The 16,542-nt window shown below is 50.4% G+C and carries 19 protein-coding genes; 3 read left to right on the top strand and 16 right to left on the bottom strand.

Annotated elements, in window-relative coordinates:
- The first annotated feature begins 5 nt into the window (after positions 1-5).
- Positions 6-344: a L,D-transpeptidase gene (locus NSU18_RS01775; RefSeq protein WP_341148037.1), complete on the top strand. Its 339-nt coding sequence runs from the start codon at positions 6-8 to the stop codon at positions 342-344.
- Positions 345-422: 78 nt separating this feature from the next.
- On the opposite strand, the gene NSU18_RS01770 is transcribed toward NSU18_RS01775, so the two are convergent.
- From NSU18_RS01770 to NSU18_RS01755, 4 genes are all read right to left on the bottom strand, one after another.
- A complete protein-coding gene (locus NSU18_RS01770) occupies positions 423-641 on the bottom strand; it encodes a hypothetical protein (RefSeq protein ID WP_036726416.1) in 219 nt (72 codons plus the stop codon).
- 110 nt (positions 642-751) lie between these two features.
- The gene (locus tag NSU18_RS01765; protein ID WP_036695469.1) at positions 752-973 is read right to left on the bottom strand and encodes a hypothetical protein; all 222 of its coding nucleotides are present in this window, start codon (positions 971-973) and stop codon (positions 752-754) included.
- Between the two features lie 92 nt (positions 974-1,065).
- Entirely contained in the window at positions 1,066-1,425 is a 360-nt protein-coding gene (locus NSU18_RS01760; protein ID WP_341148036.1) for a DUF4359 domain-containing protein, read from the bottom strand.
- A 27-nt stretch (positions 1,426-1,452) separates the two neighbouring features.
- Positions 1,453-1,707: a hypothetical protein gene (locus NSU18_RS01755; RefSeq protein WP_341148035.1), complete on the bottom strand. Its 255-nt coding sequence runs from the start codon at positions 1,705-1,707 to the stop codon at positions 1,453-1,455.
- Between the two features lie 436 nt (positions 1,708-2,143).
- On the opposite strand from NSU18_RS01755, the gene NSU18_RS01750 reads away from it, so the two are divergent.
- A complete protein-coding gene (locus tag NSU18_RS01750) occupies positions 2,144-3,397 on the top strand; it encodes a S1 family peptidase (RefSeq protein WP_341148034.1) in 1,254 nt (417 codons plus the stop codon).
- A gap of 28 nt (positions 3,398-3,425) precedes the next feature.
- A complete protein-coding gene (locus NSU18_RS01745) occupies positions 3,426-3,776 on the top strand; it encodes a DUF3221 domain-containing protein (RefSeq protein ID WP_341148033.1) in 351 nt (116 codons plus the stop codon).
- 124 nt (positions 3,777-3,900) lie between these two features.
- Here the strand turns inward: NSU18_RS01745 and glnA are convergent, their stop codons facing one another.
- The 12 genes from glnA to NSU18_RS01685 all read right to left on the bottom strand — a co-directional run bounded on the left by glnA (position 3,901) and on the right by NSU18_RS01685 (position 16,512).
- Entirely contained in the window at positions 3,901-5,229 is a 1,329-nt protein-coding gene (gene glnA, locus NSU18_RS01740; RefSeq protein ID WP_341022418.1) for a type I glutamate--ammonia ligase, read from the bottom strand.
- Positions 5,230-5,258: 29 nt separating this feature from the next.
- The gene (locus NSU18_RS01735) at positions 5,259-5,669 is read right to left on the bottom strand and encodes a MerR family transcriptional regulator (protein WP_019910684.1); all 411 of its coding nucleotides are present in this window, start codon (positions 5,667-5,669) and stop codon (positions 5,259-5,261) included.
- A 260-nt stretch (positions 5,670-5,929) separates the two neighbouring features.
- The gene (locus NSU18_RS01730; protein ID WP_341148032.1) at positions 5,930-6,463 is read right to left on the bottom strand and encodes an AAA family ATPase; all 534 of its coding nucleotides are present in this window, start codon (positions 6,461-6,463) and stop codon (positions 5,930-5,932) included.
- A 60-nt stretch (positions 6,464-6,523) separates the two neighbouring features.
- Positions 6,524-7,777 (bottom strand): methionine gamma-lyase family protein, encoded by a 1,254-nt coding sequence (locus tag NSU18_RS01725; protein ID WP_341148031.1) that lies wholly within the window; start codon positions 7,775-7,777, stop codon positions 6,524-6,526.
- A gap of 175 nt (positions 7,778-7,952) precedes the next feature.
- The gene (hflX, locus tag NSU18_RS01720; RefSeq protein WP_341148030.1) at positions 7,953-9,242 is read right to left on the bottom strand and encodes a GTPase HflX; all 1,290 of its coding nucleotides are present in this window, start codon (positions 9,240-9,242) and stop codon (positions 7,953-7,955) included.
- A 32-nt stretch (positions 9,243-9,274) separates the two neighbouring features.
- The gene (locus NSU18_RS01715; protein WP_341148029.1) at positions 9,275-10,249 is read right to left on the bottom strand and encodes an AAA family ATPase; all 975 of its coding nucleotides are present in this window, start codon (positions 10,247-10,249) and stop codon (positions 9,275-9,277) included.
- 90 nt (positions 10,250-10,339) lie between these two features.
- Positions 10,340-10,996: a YdcF family protein gene (locus NSU18_RS01710; RefSeq protein WP_341148028.1), complete on the bottom strand. Its 657-nt coding sequence runs from the start codon at positions 10,994-10,996 to the stop codon at positions 10,340-10,342.
- A 3-nt stretch (positions 10,997-10,999) separates the two neighbouring features.
- Positions 11,000-11,554: a DUF402 domain-containing protein gene (locus NSU18_RS01705; RefSeq protein WP_076079356.1), complete on the bottom strand. Its 555-nt coding sequence runs from the start codon at positions 11,552-11,554 to the stop codon at positions 11,000-11,002.
- A gap of 158 nt (positions 11,555-11,712) precedes the next feature.
- Positions 11,713-14,364, bottom strand: coding sequence for a transglycosylase domain-containing protein (locus tag NSU18_RS01700; RefSeq protein ID WP_341148027.1), 2,652 nt, complete (start codon positions 14,362-14,364; stop codon positions 11,713-11,715).
- Positions 14,365-14,503: 139 nt separating this feature from the next.
- Positions 14,504-14,743, bottom strand: a complete 240-nt coding sequence (gene hfq / locus NSU18_RS01695; RefSeq protein WP_036695479.1) for an RNA chaperone Hfq — start codon at positions 14,741-14,743, stop codon at positions 14,504-14,506.
- A 19-nt stretch (positions 14,744-14,762) separates the two neighbouring features.
- Positions 14,763-15,743, bottom strand: coding sequence for a tRNA (adenosine(37)-N6)-dimethylallyltransferase MiaA (gene miaA / locus NSU18_RS01690; RefSeq protein WP_341148026.1), 981 nt, complete (start codon positions 15,741-15,743; stop codon positions 14,763-14,765).
- Entirely contained in the window at positions 15,733-16,512 is a 780-nt protein-coding gene (locus NSU18_RS01685; RefSeq protein WP_341022433.1) for a class I SAM-dependent methyltransferase, read from the bottom strand. Before NSU18_RS01685 ends, miaA begins: the two co-directional genes overlap by 11 nt.
- Positions 16,513-16,542 lie beyond the last annotated feature (30 nt).

The raw sequence follows: 16,542 nt of genomic DNA, 5'->3' as shown, positions 1-16,542 counted from the left end.
TCTATATGCCCAATTATCGAATTATCGTCGATCTGTCTCAGCGCATGCTGTACCTGCTGGATAATGACGTTGTCACCAGAGGCTTCCCTGTCGGCATCGGCAAAATGTTAACCGACTCACCTGTAGGCGAATACACCATCATTAACAAGCAGCCCAATCCGGGCGGCCCGTTCGGTGCCTTCTGGATGGGTCTATCTAAGCCGCATTACGGCATCCACGGAACCAATGATCCTGCTTCCATCGGCCACATGGTCTCCCATGGCTGTATCCGCATGTATAACGCAGACGTTCTCACCCTGGCCGCCCTCGTTCCCATAGGTACCCGTGTTACCATCCGGGAATAGAAAAATCACAAAAACCCTTGAGACGCCAGATTGCGCCCAAGGGTTCTTTCGATTCATATGAATTAGAGCGGATACAGACTACAGTACACTTCTCAACAGACGAATAGCCACCGTATTCAAACGGATAGCCTCGCGGATCGATTCTCTGGCTGCCAGCAGCTCTCTTCTGGCCCGCGAACCTCTAGGCACTCTGCGCAGATTCTCATTGATTTCTTCCAGTCTCTCGAGCAGGATAGCCCGCTGCGTTAACAGGACATTAATGGCTCTGCGAATCCGGTTACGTTCTCTTTGGCTCATCTTTACACCTCTTTTACACTTGGATAGTATAAGAGATGCCAGGAATTGCTCCAAAGCTTGTGTGATTCGGCAGTAATGTTAGAGCTGAAGGCAGCGGGCAGGTAAACTGCTTACTTTTTGTTCAGCCTTACCCGGAATTCAAATTCATCGCGTCTATAAGTCATTCCGGCCAGTACTATGTACTCCGGTGTCCATTTCTGTACAGGTCCGGCATAATCAGCAATCACATGCGGTTTGCCGTCAACCAGCTGAACGACGTAGACCTGTACCTGTGCCAGTGCGGCAGCGAATAGATCAGCATCACTGGACAGTACTTTATAAGCCGTATTCAACTTCGTTCCTCCTTGTTCCACAACCATGATAAAAGATTCCGACAACCATCTATTTAATTATACCGGGTCATGGAACAATATGTAAACCATATTTACAGCTTGATAAAAAGGATTTTGAACAAACCTATATACTTCTTTGTGGCCCCGCCATCCCCGGTAAAAAAATCGGTATTTTTAAGATCCGGTACACTGAATACCGAGAACAAAATGTAATTATCCCTCTTGGTTAAAGACTCAATTACAGGCTGTGCTACCAGCTTGCTAATTCCGTCGCCTATTTCCTGATCTAGCGTATTCTCCAGATTCTTTACAGAATATTTACTGAATGCTTCCTTCCCCGGATTCGTAACAGCCATCACAACCAGAACAAGGATAAGAACCAGTAACGACTTACCGCCCGATCTTCTGCGGACTCTGCGTGCATGACTTGGCGTATCATAACGCGAATTCATTCTTTTCCCCCTCAACTACAGAATTTCCTAGATGATACATCCGACCGGATTCACCATAAATCGGCCCAGCCACAAAAACAGATCAGTTTCTCCCAAGCCGCTTATCTCAAAATCAATTCCAACCCTACTGGGACCCGTCTGAGCCAGCAATTCTAGCCTGTACTGCTCGATAATTCGTTCCTTCGTCTCCGCAGGAATAGCGCTCCCTTCAGCACCTGCTTGCGAACTGGCCAGCACCAGGATGAGCATCTTGGCAAGGATAACCTTATATGTAATTTTCATTGGCTACTCCTATGAGTAAGATTTTTCATCATACTTGTCTTTCGCCTTGCAATCGCAGTAATGATGAGCATGCTTTATATACAGTTTGAAGCCGTCCCTCCTAACTCCCTTCTATTATGGTTAAGTATATATTAGATTGTATGCTAATGAAAACCAATATAACCACCGACTGGAATCCGACCTCCCGGTACATATTGACGATGGAAAGAAAGTAAACTTCTCGGCTAAGCATTGCACTCCTTGTTGTAGAACCTAAACATCTGATTTTGTCTCGAATTAGTTAATTGGTACTCATTGTTAAAATTTTATCAAAATTATCATCATTTTAAAATTATGAAGGAAAAAATTTCTAAATACATATTGAAACATCATGTTTTAATAGTAAAATTTAGTTATTATTTTCATTTCCTAAAAAATAAAAAGTTAGAGGTGACTTATGAAACTGAAAGTAAGAATTGTTTTGATGTTAACCGCAACTATTTTTTTGTGCTCCGGAAATGTAAGCGCTTCATCAAATTTCGAACCTTATACTTACACAAACGACGAACTCTCTTTTAGACAGCAATTCGGTTTAGACACTGATATCAGTAAAGTTATTGAGAACAAATCCAAGGAAGATAATCTAATGGTTAACTCTAAATTCGGAGTTAGGATGACAAAGCTCGAGGAAGTACGTCTGACAGAACGTATTAATCATCAAACGACAAAGCTGCCTCTAATTAAGGATTATCTAGATAAGCGCACTAAAGACGGGATTGTTTTCATTGACCAAAAGTCTGGAGGAATTGTTAATATAGGTATAAAGAATAGTACTAATATAGATCAATACGAATCTGATTTCAGAAATATATATGGTGACTCTCATTTAATAAATGTCTTTATTGCAAAGTATTCTGAAAAGGAATTAAATGAACTTAATGATAAGTTAATTTCTCTTATGGATACTACTTTCAATGGGGTTACAATAACTGACACATTAGTAGACTTAGCAGAACAAAAAGTACAGGTGGGCATAAAGGACTTTGATGAAACAAAGAGATCTATACTCGAAAAAACCTTTAATGCTGACATGTTGTCTTTAAGAAATTCCGCTGTGGTATCAGATGATCTTGACAGAAATTCAACATACAATCCTCTTCAAGCAGGGACAAAAATAATTAACAATTCTACTGGAGGTTACTGTAGCATTGGATTTTTAACATCCAACTTCATTGTTACTGCTGCCCACTGCGGTTCAGCGGGAAACTCCTTTAGTCAAGGTTCCAATGGTGTTGGCAGTATGGGAGGACGAACCTACGGAGGAAATGTTGATGCTGCAGTTATTGGAACGACAAGCCTATCCTATTCAAATGATCTTTATACCTCTTCAAGTAGAGCAGGATATTTTGATACTGTTCAAGCAAACGACTTTGTAGGAAATATGGTCTGTATGTCTGGAGCTTCATCAGCCACTAATCCAGTATCATGTGGAACATTATTAAGTAAATCTGTATCATATAGTGTTGATGGTGTAGGCTTTTCTGGATTAAGATCCGCTAGTTACACATCTGCACCTGGTGATAGTGGTGCACCAACATATTACAGTACTGTGTTAATGGGAATTAATAAGGGCCGGTATAACGGAAATGCTGTTTATTCGTATATCGGTAATGTAATGAATTCTTTATCTGTTCAACCCCTTTTAAAATAATGTCGCACCCGTTCAAAGGAGAACACCTATGTTTCGAAAAACTAACACGATCACAAAATGGACTCTAACTATTATTTTCTTGCTATTCGTCACTGCCTGTAGCAAAGATGATATCCATTTTAAAGGGATTATACACACAGTAGACTTAGAGAACAAAAGGATTTTAGTAATATCCCAGTTGAAAGAAGATGATTTGGGTAAGAATTACAAGGAAGTTCTGGAGTCTAATGATTACTCTCAGGCCATTTGGGTAAATAAAATTACTCCTTCTAACTATAATAAGGGTGATGCGGTTGAAGTGATCTATACTGCAAGTGATGATTCATTTCCAGCACAAGTTACCGCCAAAAAAATTGTAAAGTCAAGCATAGAGCGATGAAACATATTAAATAGCATGAGCAAGCGCCATTCCCTAAAAAGAACGGCGCTTTTTGGTGTATAATCCTATAAAATCGAGGGACAAAAAAGCCCCCGGCGCTATGCGCGCCGGGGGCTGCTGTATCCTAGTAAAGCGTCATGTACTGATCTCTTTCCCACTCGTGAACCTGGGTGCGGTAGATATCCCATTCGATTTCCTTCAGCTCGTAGAAGTGGGCCAGAGCGTGTTCGCCGAGGGCTTCTGTGATCACGTGGCTGCGGATCATTTCGTTCAGGGCTTCCTTCAGATCGGCTGGCAGACTTGGGATGCCTTCTTCGATCCGCTCTTCTTCGGACATCACATAGATGTTACGGTCGATAGGAGCTGGAAGATCTAGCTGACGCTTGATTCCATCCAGACCTGCCTTCAGCATAACAGCGAGTGCAAGGTAAGGGTTAGCTGCAGGGTCCGGGTTACGAACCTCTACGCGTGTGCTGAGTCCTCTCGAAGCCGGAATACGGATCATCGGGCTGCGGTTACTTGCAGACCAAGCCACATAACAAGGTGCTTCATAGCCAGGCACCAGACGTTTGTAGGAGTTGACAGTCGGGTTAGTGATCGCTGCAAAAGCACGTGCGTGCTTCAGAATCCCCGCCATGTAATAACGGGCAGTCTTGCTAAGGCCCAGCTTATCGCTCTCATCGTAGAACATATTCTCTTTGCCTTTGAACAGGGATTGGTGAGCGTGCATACCAGATCCGTTCATACCGAACAGCGGCTTAGGCATAAAGGTTGCATGCAGGCCGTGATGGCGGGCTACCGTCTTCACGACAAGCTTGAAGGTCTGAATCTGATCCGCTGCCTTGATGGCATCGGCATATTTGAAGTCAATTTCATGCTGGCCGGAAGCCACTTCATGGTGGGAGGCCTCAATTTCAAAGCCCATTTCTTCCAGTGTCAATACGATTTCGCGGCGGCAGTTCTCCCCAAGATCCATCGGCGCGAGATCGAAATAACCACCCTGGTCATTCAGCTCTGTAGTCGGATTGCCCTTCTCATCTGTTCTGAACAGGAAGAATTCCGGCTCTGGTCCAACATTCATAGCGGTGAAGCCCATTTCTTCAGCTTCCTGCAGACAACGCTTGAGGATACCGCGCGGGTCTCCGGCAAACGGCGTGCCATCCGGCATGTACACATCACAAATCAGACGTGCCACACGGCTATCAGTCACCCAAGGGAAGATAACCCAGGTGCTCAGGTCCGGATACAGATACATGTCGGATTCTTCGATCCGCACATAACCTTCGATGGAAGAGCCATCGAACATCATTTTATTGTCGAGTGCTTTTTCAAGCTGGCTTACCGGAATCTCTACATTCTTGATCGTTCCCAGCAAATCGGTGAACTGCAGGCGAATAAACCGGACGTTCTCGTCCTTGGCAATGCGCAGAATATCTTCTTTAGTAAAACTCACGTTACCCTCTCCCTTTCAACAGCTCTATATTATTTATTAAAAAACCGGGATAGCTCACCTTGGATTAGAGACACTTGTCCCGGTCTTTTACCGGAAACCAGCTCCTGCTTCAGCAGACGGTGAAGCTGCGAATCAGACAACTCTCTACGTCTCACCTCTGTATCAGGGGTAATAACCGTAGCTTCTTCAGATTCCTTCGAGACAGGATTCATCACCTGCTTGATGCCGGCAATATTAACACCCTTCTCAATCAACGCCTTAATCTCAAGCAGACGTTCCACATCATTAAAAGAGAACAAACGCTGGTTGCCGGAGGTACGCGCAGGTACAATCAGGCTGTGCTGCTCATAATAACGAATTTGTCTGGCGGATAGATCAGTTAACTTCATTACGATTCCAATAGGAAATAATGCCATATTTCTGCGGATTTCATCACCCATGACTCATCCAACCTTCCAATGATCTTTTTCTCATCTCATTGTACATTTCCTTATATGGCGTGTCAATGGTATGTGAGTTTTTCTCACAAGATTTCTTTCACCCATTGTGAGATTAAGAGATCCAAGGGTCAAATGCATGGGCTTTGGTTTCCCGAAGTATATCACAAAGAACAATCCTCACGCAAAATCACAGGCTGCGGCGAAGGCTGCAGCAAGCCAATATTCAACAATACAGCTCCTGTGTCCTGCTTCATGTCATGTTATGCTTCAATGATCCATTCGCCTTCACCCGCCGGCGTCTCGAATCCGTTCAGGAAACGGGTCAGAATCTCCACTGTAATAGTGAATGCCGCATTGGCGTCAAACCGTGCGCTGCGGATATGGAGCCTCCGGCGCAGCTCTACCGGCTGTACCTTTAGATGAACCAAGACCCATAGTCCGCCGTGCTGCTCAATCAATTGTTTGTATTCGTCACGTCTTCGCTTCTGCCAGAAGCTGAAATCCACCACAACATGACGCTTACCGGCAAGCAGCTCTATTAACTCCTTACGCAGCTTGTGTTCCGACTCCTCTTTGAAGGCTTCATAAGCCTCTTCAGGGTAATCAATCCCATAACGGCCATGGGTGCTCCAGATATCCTCATCGATGGACAGCCGGACAAATCCCTCCTGCTCCAGCTTGAGCGCAAAGGTCGTCTTACCCGATCCCGCTACTCCACACATTATTACAGCAACCGGAGCTGCATTCTCCTGCTTTCTCTGCAGCAAGCTTTCAATAGCTGTTGCTTCCTCCAAAGTCCGCCCTCCTCTCCAAGCCTGATATATGAACTTAACAGCTTCTATGTTGAACAGGCACTACAGCAGCTTACGCTCTCTCATACTCTGCAAGGCCATCAAGACCCCGTATTTGACATGGGAATAGGTTAATCCGCCTTGCATATACCCGATATACGGGGCGCGGATGGGCGCATCTGCCGACAGCTCCAGGCTTCCACCCTGGATGAAGGTCCCGGCCGCCATGATGACTGGATGCTCATATCCCGGCATGTCCCAAGGCTCAGGCACGACGTGGCTGTCTACCGCTGCTGCGCGCTGGATACCTTGTACGAAGGCAATCAGATGCTCGGGTCCGTCAAAAGCCACCGCCTGGATCAGATCCGTACGCGGCTCATTCCAGGCAGGCTTAGTGGTGAAGCCGCAGCGCTGGAACACCGCCGCAGCGAAAATACTGCCCTTCACGGCTTGTCCCACTGTATGCGGGGCCATGAACAGACCTTGATACAGGCCGCGTGTCGTGCCCAGCATCGCCCCCACCTCACCGCCGATTCCAGGGGCAGTCAGGCGGTATGCCGCCAGCTCCACCAGATCTGTGCGGCCGCAGATATAACCGCCGGTCTCGGCGATTCCGCCGCCGGGATTCTTGATCAGCGAACCGGCTACCAGATCAGCGCCAACCTGCGGCGGCTCCAGTGTCTCGGTGAATTCTCCGTAGCAATTGTCCACGAATACGATGACATCCGGCTTAATGGCTTTTACCCGTGCTGCCATCTCGCCAATCTCAGCGACCGTGAAGGACGAACGCCAGTCATAGCCGCGCGAACGCTGGATTCCGATCACCTTGGTCTTGTCATTTATCGCTAAGGCGACCTCATCCCAGTCGACCTTCCCCTCTTCTGTCAGCGCTGTCTCCCGGTAGCCGATGCCGAAATCCGCCAGTGAGCCTGTCCCGTCTCCTGGTTTGCCAACTACCTTGTGCAGCGTATCATAGGGGCGTCCTGTAATATATAGCAGTTCATCCCCAGGCCGCAACACGCCGAACAGAGCTGTAGAGATCGTATGCGTTCCTGAAGCGAAATGCGGCCGGACCAGCGCAGCTTCCGCACCGAATACTTCAGCATAGACCAGATCAAGCACCTCACGCCCCCGGTCATTGTACGCATATCCGGTAGAGCCCGCGAAGTGAAAATCACTCACATGCTGGCGCTGGAAGGCTTCGATCACTTTCCACTGATTATGATCCACAATCCGGTCCAGTGTCTTCACCGCCCCTTCGATTTCCAGCTCTGCAGCTTCCGCTGCCTGTAATAAATCCTCTGCAAATCCTGCCATGTCCTATTCATCTCTCCTAACATTCCTATATAATGATCTCCCGCTACTGCATCAGTGAAAACCCGCACAACAAAGCCTGCCTGGATCAATCTCCAAAGCAGACTGTTGCAATGCGGGGATATAGACGCTTCATCTCTGACCAGCCAAATCAGCTTCCACTGGATCAGATAAGCAATTATTGCGGCTCCACGAATTCAGCCAGCTTATAGCTCCATTTATCGTAATCCTCTTTGTTCAGCCGCACGTTATAGAGTACATCGCTTCCGTCATAATCCTGTTCAAGCACCTCGCCCACACGGTAGAGCAGAGAGGAAAGGTCCCCCCGGTCCCCGGGAATGCGGAAGATTAGCGTATCCCCGGCAAGCTGGTCGCTGATGATCTCCGTAATCCGTGAGAGGTCGTCCTCATTAAAAGCACTGATCTTCAGGAAGCCCTCACCGGTCGGGAGCATCTCCAGCTGCTGCGGCTGACACAGATCGATTTTGTTAAATAATACAACCTGCGGCTTGCCTGCCGCGCCCAGATCCTGCAGAATCGTCTGAACGACCTCCATCTGCTCCTCACGCATCGGAGAAGAGGAATCCACCACATGCAGCACCAGATTGGCTTCATTCACTTCCTCCAGCGTAGCGCGGAAGGAGGCTACGAGATCATGCGGCAGATTCTGAATGAAGCCGACGGTGTCCGTAAGCACGACCTCCTTGCCGCCCGGAAGCTGAAGCACACGTGAGGTAGGGTCAAGGGTAGCGAACAGCTGGTTCTCGATGTACACATCGGCATCGGTCAGCTGCTTCAGCAGCGTGGACTTACCCGCGTTGGTATAGCCTACCAACGCCACCTGAACCGCACCGCTCTTACGGCGGTGTTCACGGTGCAGCTCACGGGTCTTGACCACCTCGTCCAGCTGGCGCTTCAGCTCGGTAATCCGGTCACGGATATGCCGGCGGTCCGTCTCCAGCTTGCTCTCTCCGGGACCTCTCGTACCGATTCCGCCTCCCTGACGCGACAGATTTTTGCCTTGCCCGGACAGACGCGGCAGCAGATAAGACAGCTGAGCAAGCTCTACCTGGATAATCCCTTCACGGGTCTTCGCGCGTCCGGCAAAGATATCGAGAATCAGCTGCGTACGGTCAATGATTTTGAGATCCAGCGCCTCTTCCAGATTACGTACCTGTGCCCCGGACAGCTCCTGATCAAAGATCGCGGTATTTGCGCCAAGCCCGTCAGCGGCCATTCGAAGCTCTTCCACCTTGCCTTTACCGATAAACCACCTGGAATCCGGGGTCTCCTTGTTCTGCCGCAGTACATCCAGCACCTCTACCCCGGCGGTCTCTGCTAATTGTACCAGCTCCTGGAGCGAGAGCTCAGGGTCGATCCCGGTGCGTTTGATCTTATCAGTCACCAGGCTGACGAGAATCGCCCGGTCCTGCACTTCTGTCTCTGTGTCATGTGTTGTAGTTGCCATTCATTCCATGCTCCTCATCTATTCTTGCTGGACTATCCTTTGAAATCCTCGGTCCGCAGCGTCATTAACTCCTGCTTACCCGGACTTGCGCTCTCATACTGATTCAAGAGCCGCACAGCCTGTGCGCGTACCGCCTTCTCAATACTGTTGCGAACATACCTTGCATTACTGAAAGCATGCAGACTCTCTGTCTTCTCCGTAAGCAATTGCTGCTTGAGTCTGAGTATGGCCTGCGGCATCAAAATATAATCACGGTCCTTGGCCATCAGCTCGGCAATCTGCAGCAGCTGGTCGATGGTATAATCGGGAAATTCAACCTGGATCGGAAATCGCGAGGGCAGACCCGGATTGCTCATCAGAAAATAATCAATCTCGCCGGAATACCCGGCCAGAATCAGGACAAACTGGCTGCGGTGGTCCTCCATCGATTTGACTAATGTGTCGATGGCCTCCTTGCCGAAATCCTTGTCTCCGCCACGGGCCAGACTGTAAGCTTCATCGATGAAGAGAATGCCACCGAGCGCTTTTTTAACCAGATCCCGCGTCTTATGGGCAGTATGTCCGATATATTCCCCTACCAGATCTGCGCGCTCTACTTCAATCAGATGCCCTTTGCTGAGCACACCCATCCGCTGGAACAGCTTCGCCACAATCCGTGCAACCGTGGTTTTGCCTGTTCCGGGATTGCCCTTGAATACCATATGATAGGCCTGGCCTCCGGTGGCAAGTCCGGCTTCACTGCGCATCTGGGCCACCTGCAGCAGGGCATAGATCTCGAAGACCAGCTCTTTGATGTTATCCAGACCTACAAGTGCATCCAGCTCCCGGCTCAGCTCCTGGAACAGTCCGCTATGGCTGCCGGGCTTGGGAGTTGCCGTGCCGCCCGCGCTATCAGCCGGCAAGCCGGACACCGGGGCCGGAGCCTGATTATTCAGCACTATGTTAATCTGCCTGGACGGTCTGCGTTCTTCCCGTCCGCTGCTTGCCGCCGCTACATGTCCGTTCACCTAGTTCACCTCATTATACAGGTCTGACTTGCTCTAACCAGTCTATTCCAGTATAAAAGGCGTTATTAGCAGTTTTGGAAATTAGCAGATTTACAGCGACAGCTCCTGCAATTTCCATTTGGTGTAGGCCAGAATCTCGCGGGACTTATACTTAAGCATCGACATCACCTTAGACTCTGTGACACCAAGCTCCGGGTTCTTATACCCCAGCTTACGCGCAGTCTCCAAAGCGCGGCGGCCATGGAAATCATGGGTAATGACGACGGCCGAAGACAATCCCTCTTGCTGCATGATTGTCTTACTGAACAGCAGGTTCTCGTAAGTGCTGGTAGACTGGTCCTCCAGGTAGATCAGCTTGTCCGGTACTCCATGGGCAACCAGATACCTCTTCATCCCTTCGGCTTCCGTGTATTTGTAGTCCGGCTGATCCAGTCCACCAGAGACAACAAAATGGCTGAACGCACCAGACTTATACAGCTCAAGCGCATAATCCAGCCGTTCCTTCAGCCCGGGACTCGGTTCATCCCCCCACATTGACATCCCCAGAATAACTCCGGCGTCCGCTTTCACCATAGGCGTGGTGGTTGCCGCACTGTTAATTCTGTTAAACACTACCCCGCACCAGATGAATCCGGCTGCAATCAGTACCAGCAGCGATACCGTCAGCACCTTCTTCGTACGATGGTGGCGCTTGCGTGATACTTTGCGGATCGGGGATGAGCCCCGTTGATAAACATACCAATCCATGATCTACTTCCTCCTAAATTCTCCGTGATGAAACAATTCGGCACGATGCTTCAGTGAAAGGGAGAAATACGGAAAGGCATGAGCGTCTATCGCACGCAGTATTGCATTGGCTGTTGACCAGGCTAACTGATAATCACTGTCCGTGATATCTTCCCGCTCCAGCGCTTCCTCCAGTTCATCCTCATCCAGCAAAAACACTTCACCATTCCACAGCACTACAACATCCAGATACAGATCGTCGAACCAGGGAACCCCTTGATCCGTCACGCCCTGGACCTTGCAGGTGTCAATGTACCACTGCACAATATTTTGCCGTTCATCAAACATGGCCGTCACAATATAGTGGCTGTCCTTGGGAAAATACTGCAGCCATGAATATCCCTTGTCCGCAATGCGGTATGTATGCCTGCCGTAACTCTTCCACAACGGCTCCTTCAGCCCGTATATAGTGTAGAGTGTGATATAACCGCTGAACTCCCGGGTCTCCACATAGCGGCAGGCAAAATGGCGGCGGGTAATCCTGCGCCAGTTGGCCCGGTCTCCGAATTTACGTTTCATATGAATAACCCTCTTCTGATAATGGTGCATTCAGCTTAACACATTTTGCAGAGACACTCAAAACAAGAAAACCCCGACATCCGGCAATTCTGCATCGTGCAGAGCTCCCGGAGCTGTCAGGGTAATCGTTCATGCTATGAATTTGACTTCATGCCAGTCTAATGCACATTGCCGGGGCCTTCAACAAAACCGCTGCCCGGATCACTTGCCGGATCGGTTCCGGCATTCGGGTCAGGGATGATTCCGGGATCGACAGTACCGCTCGTCGCCTCCGGTGCCGGTGTTGGTAATGGCTCTGGCGTAGCAGGCGGCGGTGTCATCTCAGGAGGGGATGTGGCTGCTCCACTGCCGCCCTCCCCTCCTTGACCATTGCCGTTATTACCTGGACCATGGTTGCCCGGTCCATTATTACCGGAACCATTATTACCCTGTCCATTATCCGGCGGATTGCCGCCGTTCTCTCCATTTCCCGAATTGCCGCCGTTATCGGGATTATCCGTAGGCATATTCGGGTCAGGCGTTGCCTCTGGCTCAGGGGTCTGAAGCTCATCCTGAACGGACACGGTTACTGTCCCCGACGGCTCGCTCTCCTGATCAAGCTCCTGATAATATGCAGTCACATAATATTCATAAGACAGTCCCGGCATCGCACTGATGTCCCCGATATTCGAGGCCATGGTGTTCATAATCGATGTGAAGTCCGTCTCAGAGGTCTCACGGCGGTAAATACGGTATTCTACCCCGCTGGCCGCAGCAGGATTCCAGCTCATATTCACCGTCATCGTAGAAGGATCATAAGCAGCCTGGAAGCCCGTTACCGCCGATACCGCTTCAGGTATCGGTGTAGCCTCCACCTCTGGAGCCGCGCCCTTCGGTACCGGGAACTGCTTGGCAGGTACACCTTCCAGCGCCTTCTCCATGACCTTGCCCCAGAAGGCGGCGGCCAGCGGACTGCTGTTCTTCAGCAGATGGGTCTTGCTCGGCTTGTCATAGCCCATCCATACAGCAGCCGTCCATTCCGGTGTATAACCCACGAACCAGACATCGCGGTTCGAGCTGATGCCCTTATACCCGCTCTGCGTCGTACCGGTCTTACCGGCTACCGGACGGTTGATTTTCGCTTTTTTACCTGTACCGTCCTGTACAACACGCTGCATCATCTCTGTCATCTGATAAGCGGTCTGTTCACTCATCACGCGCTCAGGCTTGGTGTTCGCCTTGTAGACCGTCTTATCGTCTTTGTCGTCAATCGACTTGATGGAGTATGCCTCCCGCAGCTCTCCGCCATTGGCGAAGGCACTATAGGCCTGGGCCATCTCCATCGTGTTCGTTCCCTCACTCATCCCGCCGAGGGCGAGCGACAGGTTCTTGTCTTCATCCTTCAGGTTGATCCCCAGCTTCTTGGCGAACTGGAAGCCGGTATTCACACCGATCTCATTCAGCAGCCAGACCGCCGGAATATTCTCCGACTTCGTCAGCGCATCGCTCATACTGATCGACTTCGAGTACCCGTGCAGGTTGTTCGGGCAATATTTGCCGAAGCACTGCTTCTCATTGCTCAGCATGGAATCATTCGTGAATTTGCCGGATTCCAGTGCCGGGGCATAGGATACAAGGGGCTTGAAGGCAGAGCCCGGTGAACGGCGGCTGCCGTCGATCCGGCTGTAGCCTTTTTTCTCATAATTGCGTCCGCCCATCAAGGCCACGACACTGCCGGTCTCCTGGTTAATAATGGTCATCGAGCCTTGTACCAGCTCATCGTCCACACTTTTCTCAAAGTTGTCACTGTCGGCAAAAGCATCCTCAATCGTCTCCTGGGCATGCTTATCCATGGTTGTATAAATCTTGTAACCGCCGATGTTGAGATCATCCTCGGTCAGCCCGAATTTGTCCTCAGCCTCACCAATCGCATAATCAATAAATGCCTGGTAACGCTGCTTCTTCTCAGGCGGCTTGTAGTTGTAATCCACGGCCTTTGCCTCGTCCATCTGCTCCTTGGTTATCAGCTTCTGCTCATACATGAGTTGAAGCACTACGCCGCGGCGTTCCTTCGACAGCTCGGGGTTACGCAGCGGATTATAGCGGGACGGCCCTTTGGGCATTGCAGCCAAGGTCGCTATCTCCCACAGCTCAAGTTTATTCAGATCGCTTTTCCCGAAATAACGGATCGATGCTGCCTTGATCCCGTAAGTGGTACCGCCGAACGGAATCCGGTTCAGGTACATCTTAATGATTTCTTCTTTGGTTTCTGTTTTCTCCAGTGCCACGGCAATCGAAACCTCAGTCGCTTTGCGGAAGAAGGTCTTATCCCGGGTCAGGAAGATATTCTTCGCCAGCTGCTGGGTAATCGTACTGCCGCCTTCAACCATGCTGCGTGCTGCAATATCCTTGACAGCCGCGCGTCCGATGGACCAGAGATCCACCCCGTTGTGCTCGAAGAACCTTTTGTCCTCGGTGGCTACGAATGCGTCAACCAGCAGCTTGGGAATATCCTGGTATTCCACCGGGTCGCTCTTCTCCAGCGATAACTCGCCGATCAGGTTCTTGTTCCGGTCAAAAATCTGCGTCGGCGGGTTCACCGTCAGCTTGTCCCGGTTCTCCTCCAGCAGCTTCTGCCCGTTCAGCATGATGAACAAGTAGCCGCCCAGCGCACAAAAAATAGCCAGCGCAACTGAAAAAAACAAACTCCACAGCACACGTTTTTTGGTTAAGAATCTTTTCTTTTTTTTCTTCGGCTTCCCTTGGGAGCTGGACGGCTGACTTCCTCTGTTTCTATTGCCGCCGCTCCGGGTTAGTTGGTCTCTGGACATGCTGCCTCCTGACTCCCTTAACGGAAAAAACATAAATGATGTTCACGAATGAAAAGAACAACCTTCTCAGGTTGCTCTCTCGCACTCTCTATTCAAACGATTTATAAACAAAAAGGTTTCGCTTCAAAACAGTAAAATCTTAATTCTCGTTATTGTTGTCCTGCATCAGTGATACGCTTCGCTGCGGCGTAAACGTGGAAATCGCATGCTTGTACACCATCTGCTGGCGCCCGTCACTGTCGATGACAATCGTGAAGTTGTCGAACGCTTTGATAATTCCCCGGATTTGAAAGCCGTTGGTCAAATATACTGTAGCAGGGATATTCTCTTTGCGCAGCTGGTTCAAGAACGTATCTTGAATGTTAATGGACTTGTTCATATGACGTACCCCCAATGGTTCAATTAGATTGTTCAGAAGTATATTCAAGACCTGTAAGAAACTTTCCTGCTATTATACCATTTAATTTCGCAAAATTCTCAGAAAAGTTTTGGCTCTCCAGGACGTCCATCCACTGAATCTCCTTCATGTGGCGAAACCATGACAACTGCCGCTTGGCAAACCGGCGGGTATCACGCTTCAGCAGCACCACGGCTTCCTCAAGCGTCATCTCCCCCTCCAGGTAGGCGGCAATCTCCTTGTAGCCCAGACCCTGCATAGACACAAGACTCCTGCCGTAGCCTTGATCCAGCAGCCGCTGCACCTCAGGCACGAGGCCATCCGCCAGCATCTGATCGATTCGCTCTTCAATACGTTTATATAGTATTTTCCGGTCCATTGTCAAACCGATCAGGCATAAATCATAGGGAGACTCCTTGTTCTGGCCGGCCAGCGAGTCGGATAAAGGGACATTCGTCTGGTGAAAAATCTCCAGCGCGCGGATGATCCGCCTGCGGTCATTGGGGTGCAGCCGCTCCGCGCTGGCCGGGTCTACCGCTGCCAGGCGGGCATGCAGGGCATCAGCCCCATGCTCTTCGGCGTAAGCCTCCTGCTGCTCACGGAACGCCTCGTCAGCCACCGCTTCAGAGAAGCGGAAGCCGTAGCACAACGATTCAATATATAGTCCAGTCCCGCCGACAATAAAAGGCAGCTTGCCCCGCGCGCTGATCTCCTCGATCAGCCTGGCCCCCTGCTCCTGGAACTCAGCCGTGGAATACGCGTCCTGCGGATCATGAATATCAATCAGGTGATGAGGGATGCCTTTCATCTCTTCAGGGGTAATCTTGGCCGTCCCGATATCCATCCCGCGGTAGACCTGCATCGAATCTCCGGAGATGATCTCGGCTCCGTGCGCCTCAGCCAGCTCCAGGCTCAGCCTGGTTTTTCCGACCGCAGTCGGTCCCAGCAGTACAAGCACCTTGCGTTTCGTCTCAGTTGTCAATGGTAATCACCCCGTACGATGTTTTGGCATTGGCCCGCAGCAGCTCCTTGAAGCCGAGGCGGGTGAATTCTCCGCTCAGCGCCTTCTCCTTGAGCAGCACGGTCTTGCGGGCCACCCTGGTGGCCTCAGCCACACTGTCAGCCGACAATGCAGCAGGATTGGCGAATTGCCGCAGCGGCGAGATGGCTGCCGAGTCCGTCAGCGGCACCCGGAACATCGGATCGAAGTAGACAATGTCGATGCTCTTGTCCGGCTGGGTCCGCAGGTATTCCAGATGGTCCCCGTGCCGCACATCAATACGCCGCAGTGCCTCATTCACCTTCACCTGGCCGGATACATACCCGCTCATCCCTTCCACCAGAAGAGCATACAGCGGCAGTGAGCTCTCCAGCGCCGTCACCTTGGAGGTCTCCCCTCCAGTGACTGCGAACAGCAGCGAATCTGCTCCGAGTCCGGCCGTGCAGTCCAGCACGCTGTCGCCGGGGAGCATGCCTGCGGCATCGATCATGGGGTCCGGTTCACCTCTTAAAATTCTTTTGGCACGGACAAAGCCCATGCTGGGATGGAATTCCATCGGCGGCATTCCAGGCGTAATCAGCCGGACCGCCTCCTGCAGCACCACCAGAATCTGTTCGTCCCCGTAATGCTCCACCAGCTTGCCCATTGAGAACTTCGCTCTCGGAGCATAAGCGCAGCCTGTGCGGTCTGCAAGCTCCCGAGCCCGGGCCGCCACTTGCGGTATCGGGTCAAAGCCCGTGGTTATAATCATGTTGCCTCCGTTCTGCACTCTATAAATGTA

This window comes from Paenibacillus sp. FSL H8-0048, assembly GCF_038002825.1.
In the GTDB taxonomy this organism is placed as follows: Bacteria; Bacillota; Bacilli; order Paenibacillales; family Paenibacillaceae; genus Paenibacillus_AQ.
This window is presented reverse-complemented; position numbering and strand designations above follow the sequence as displayed.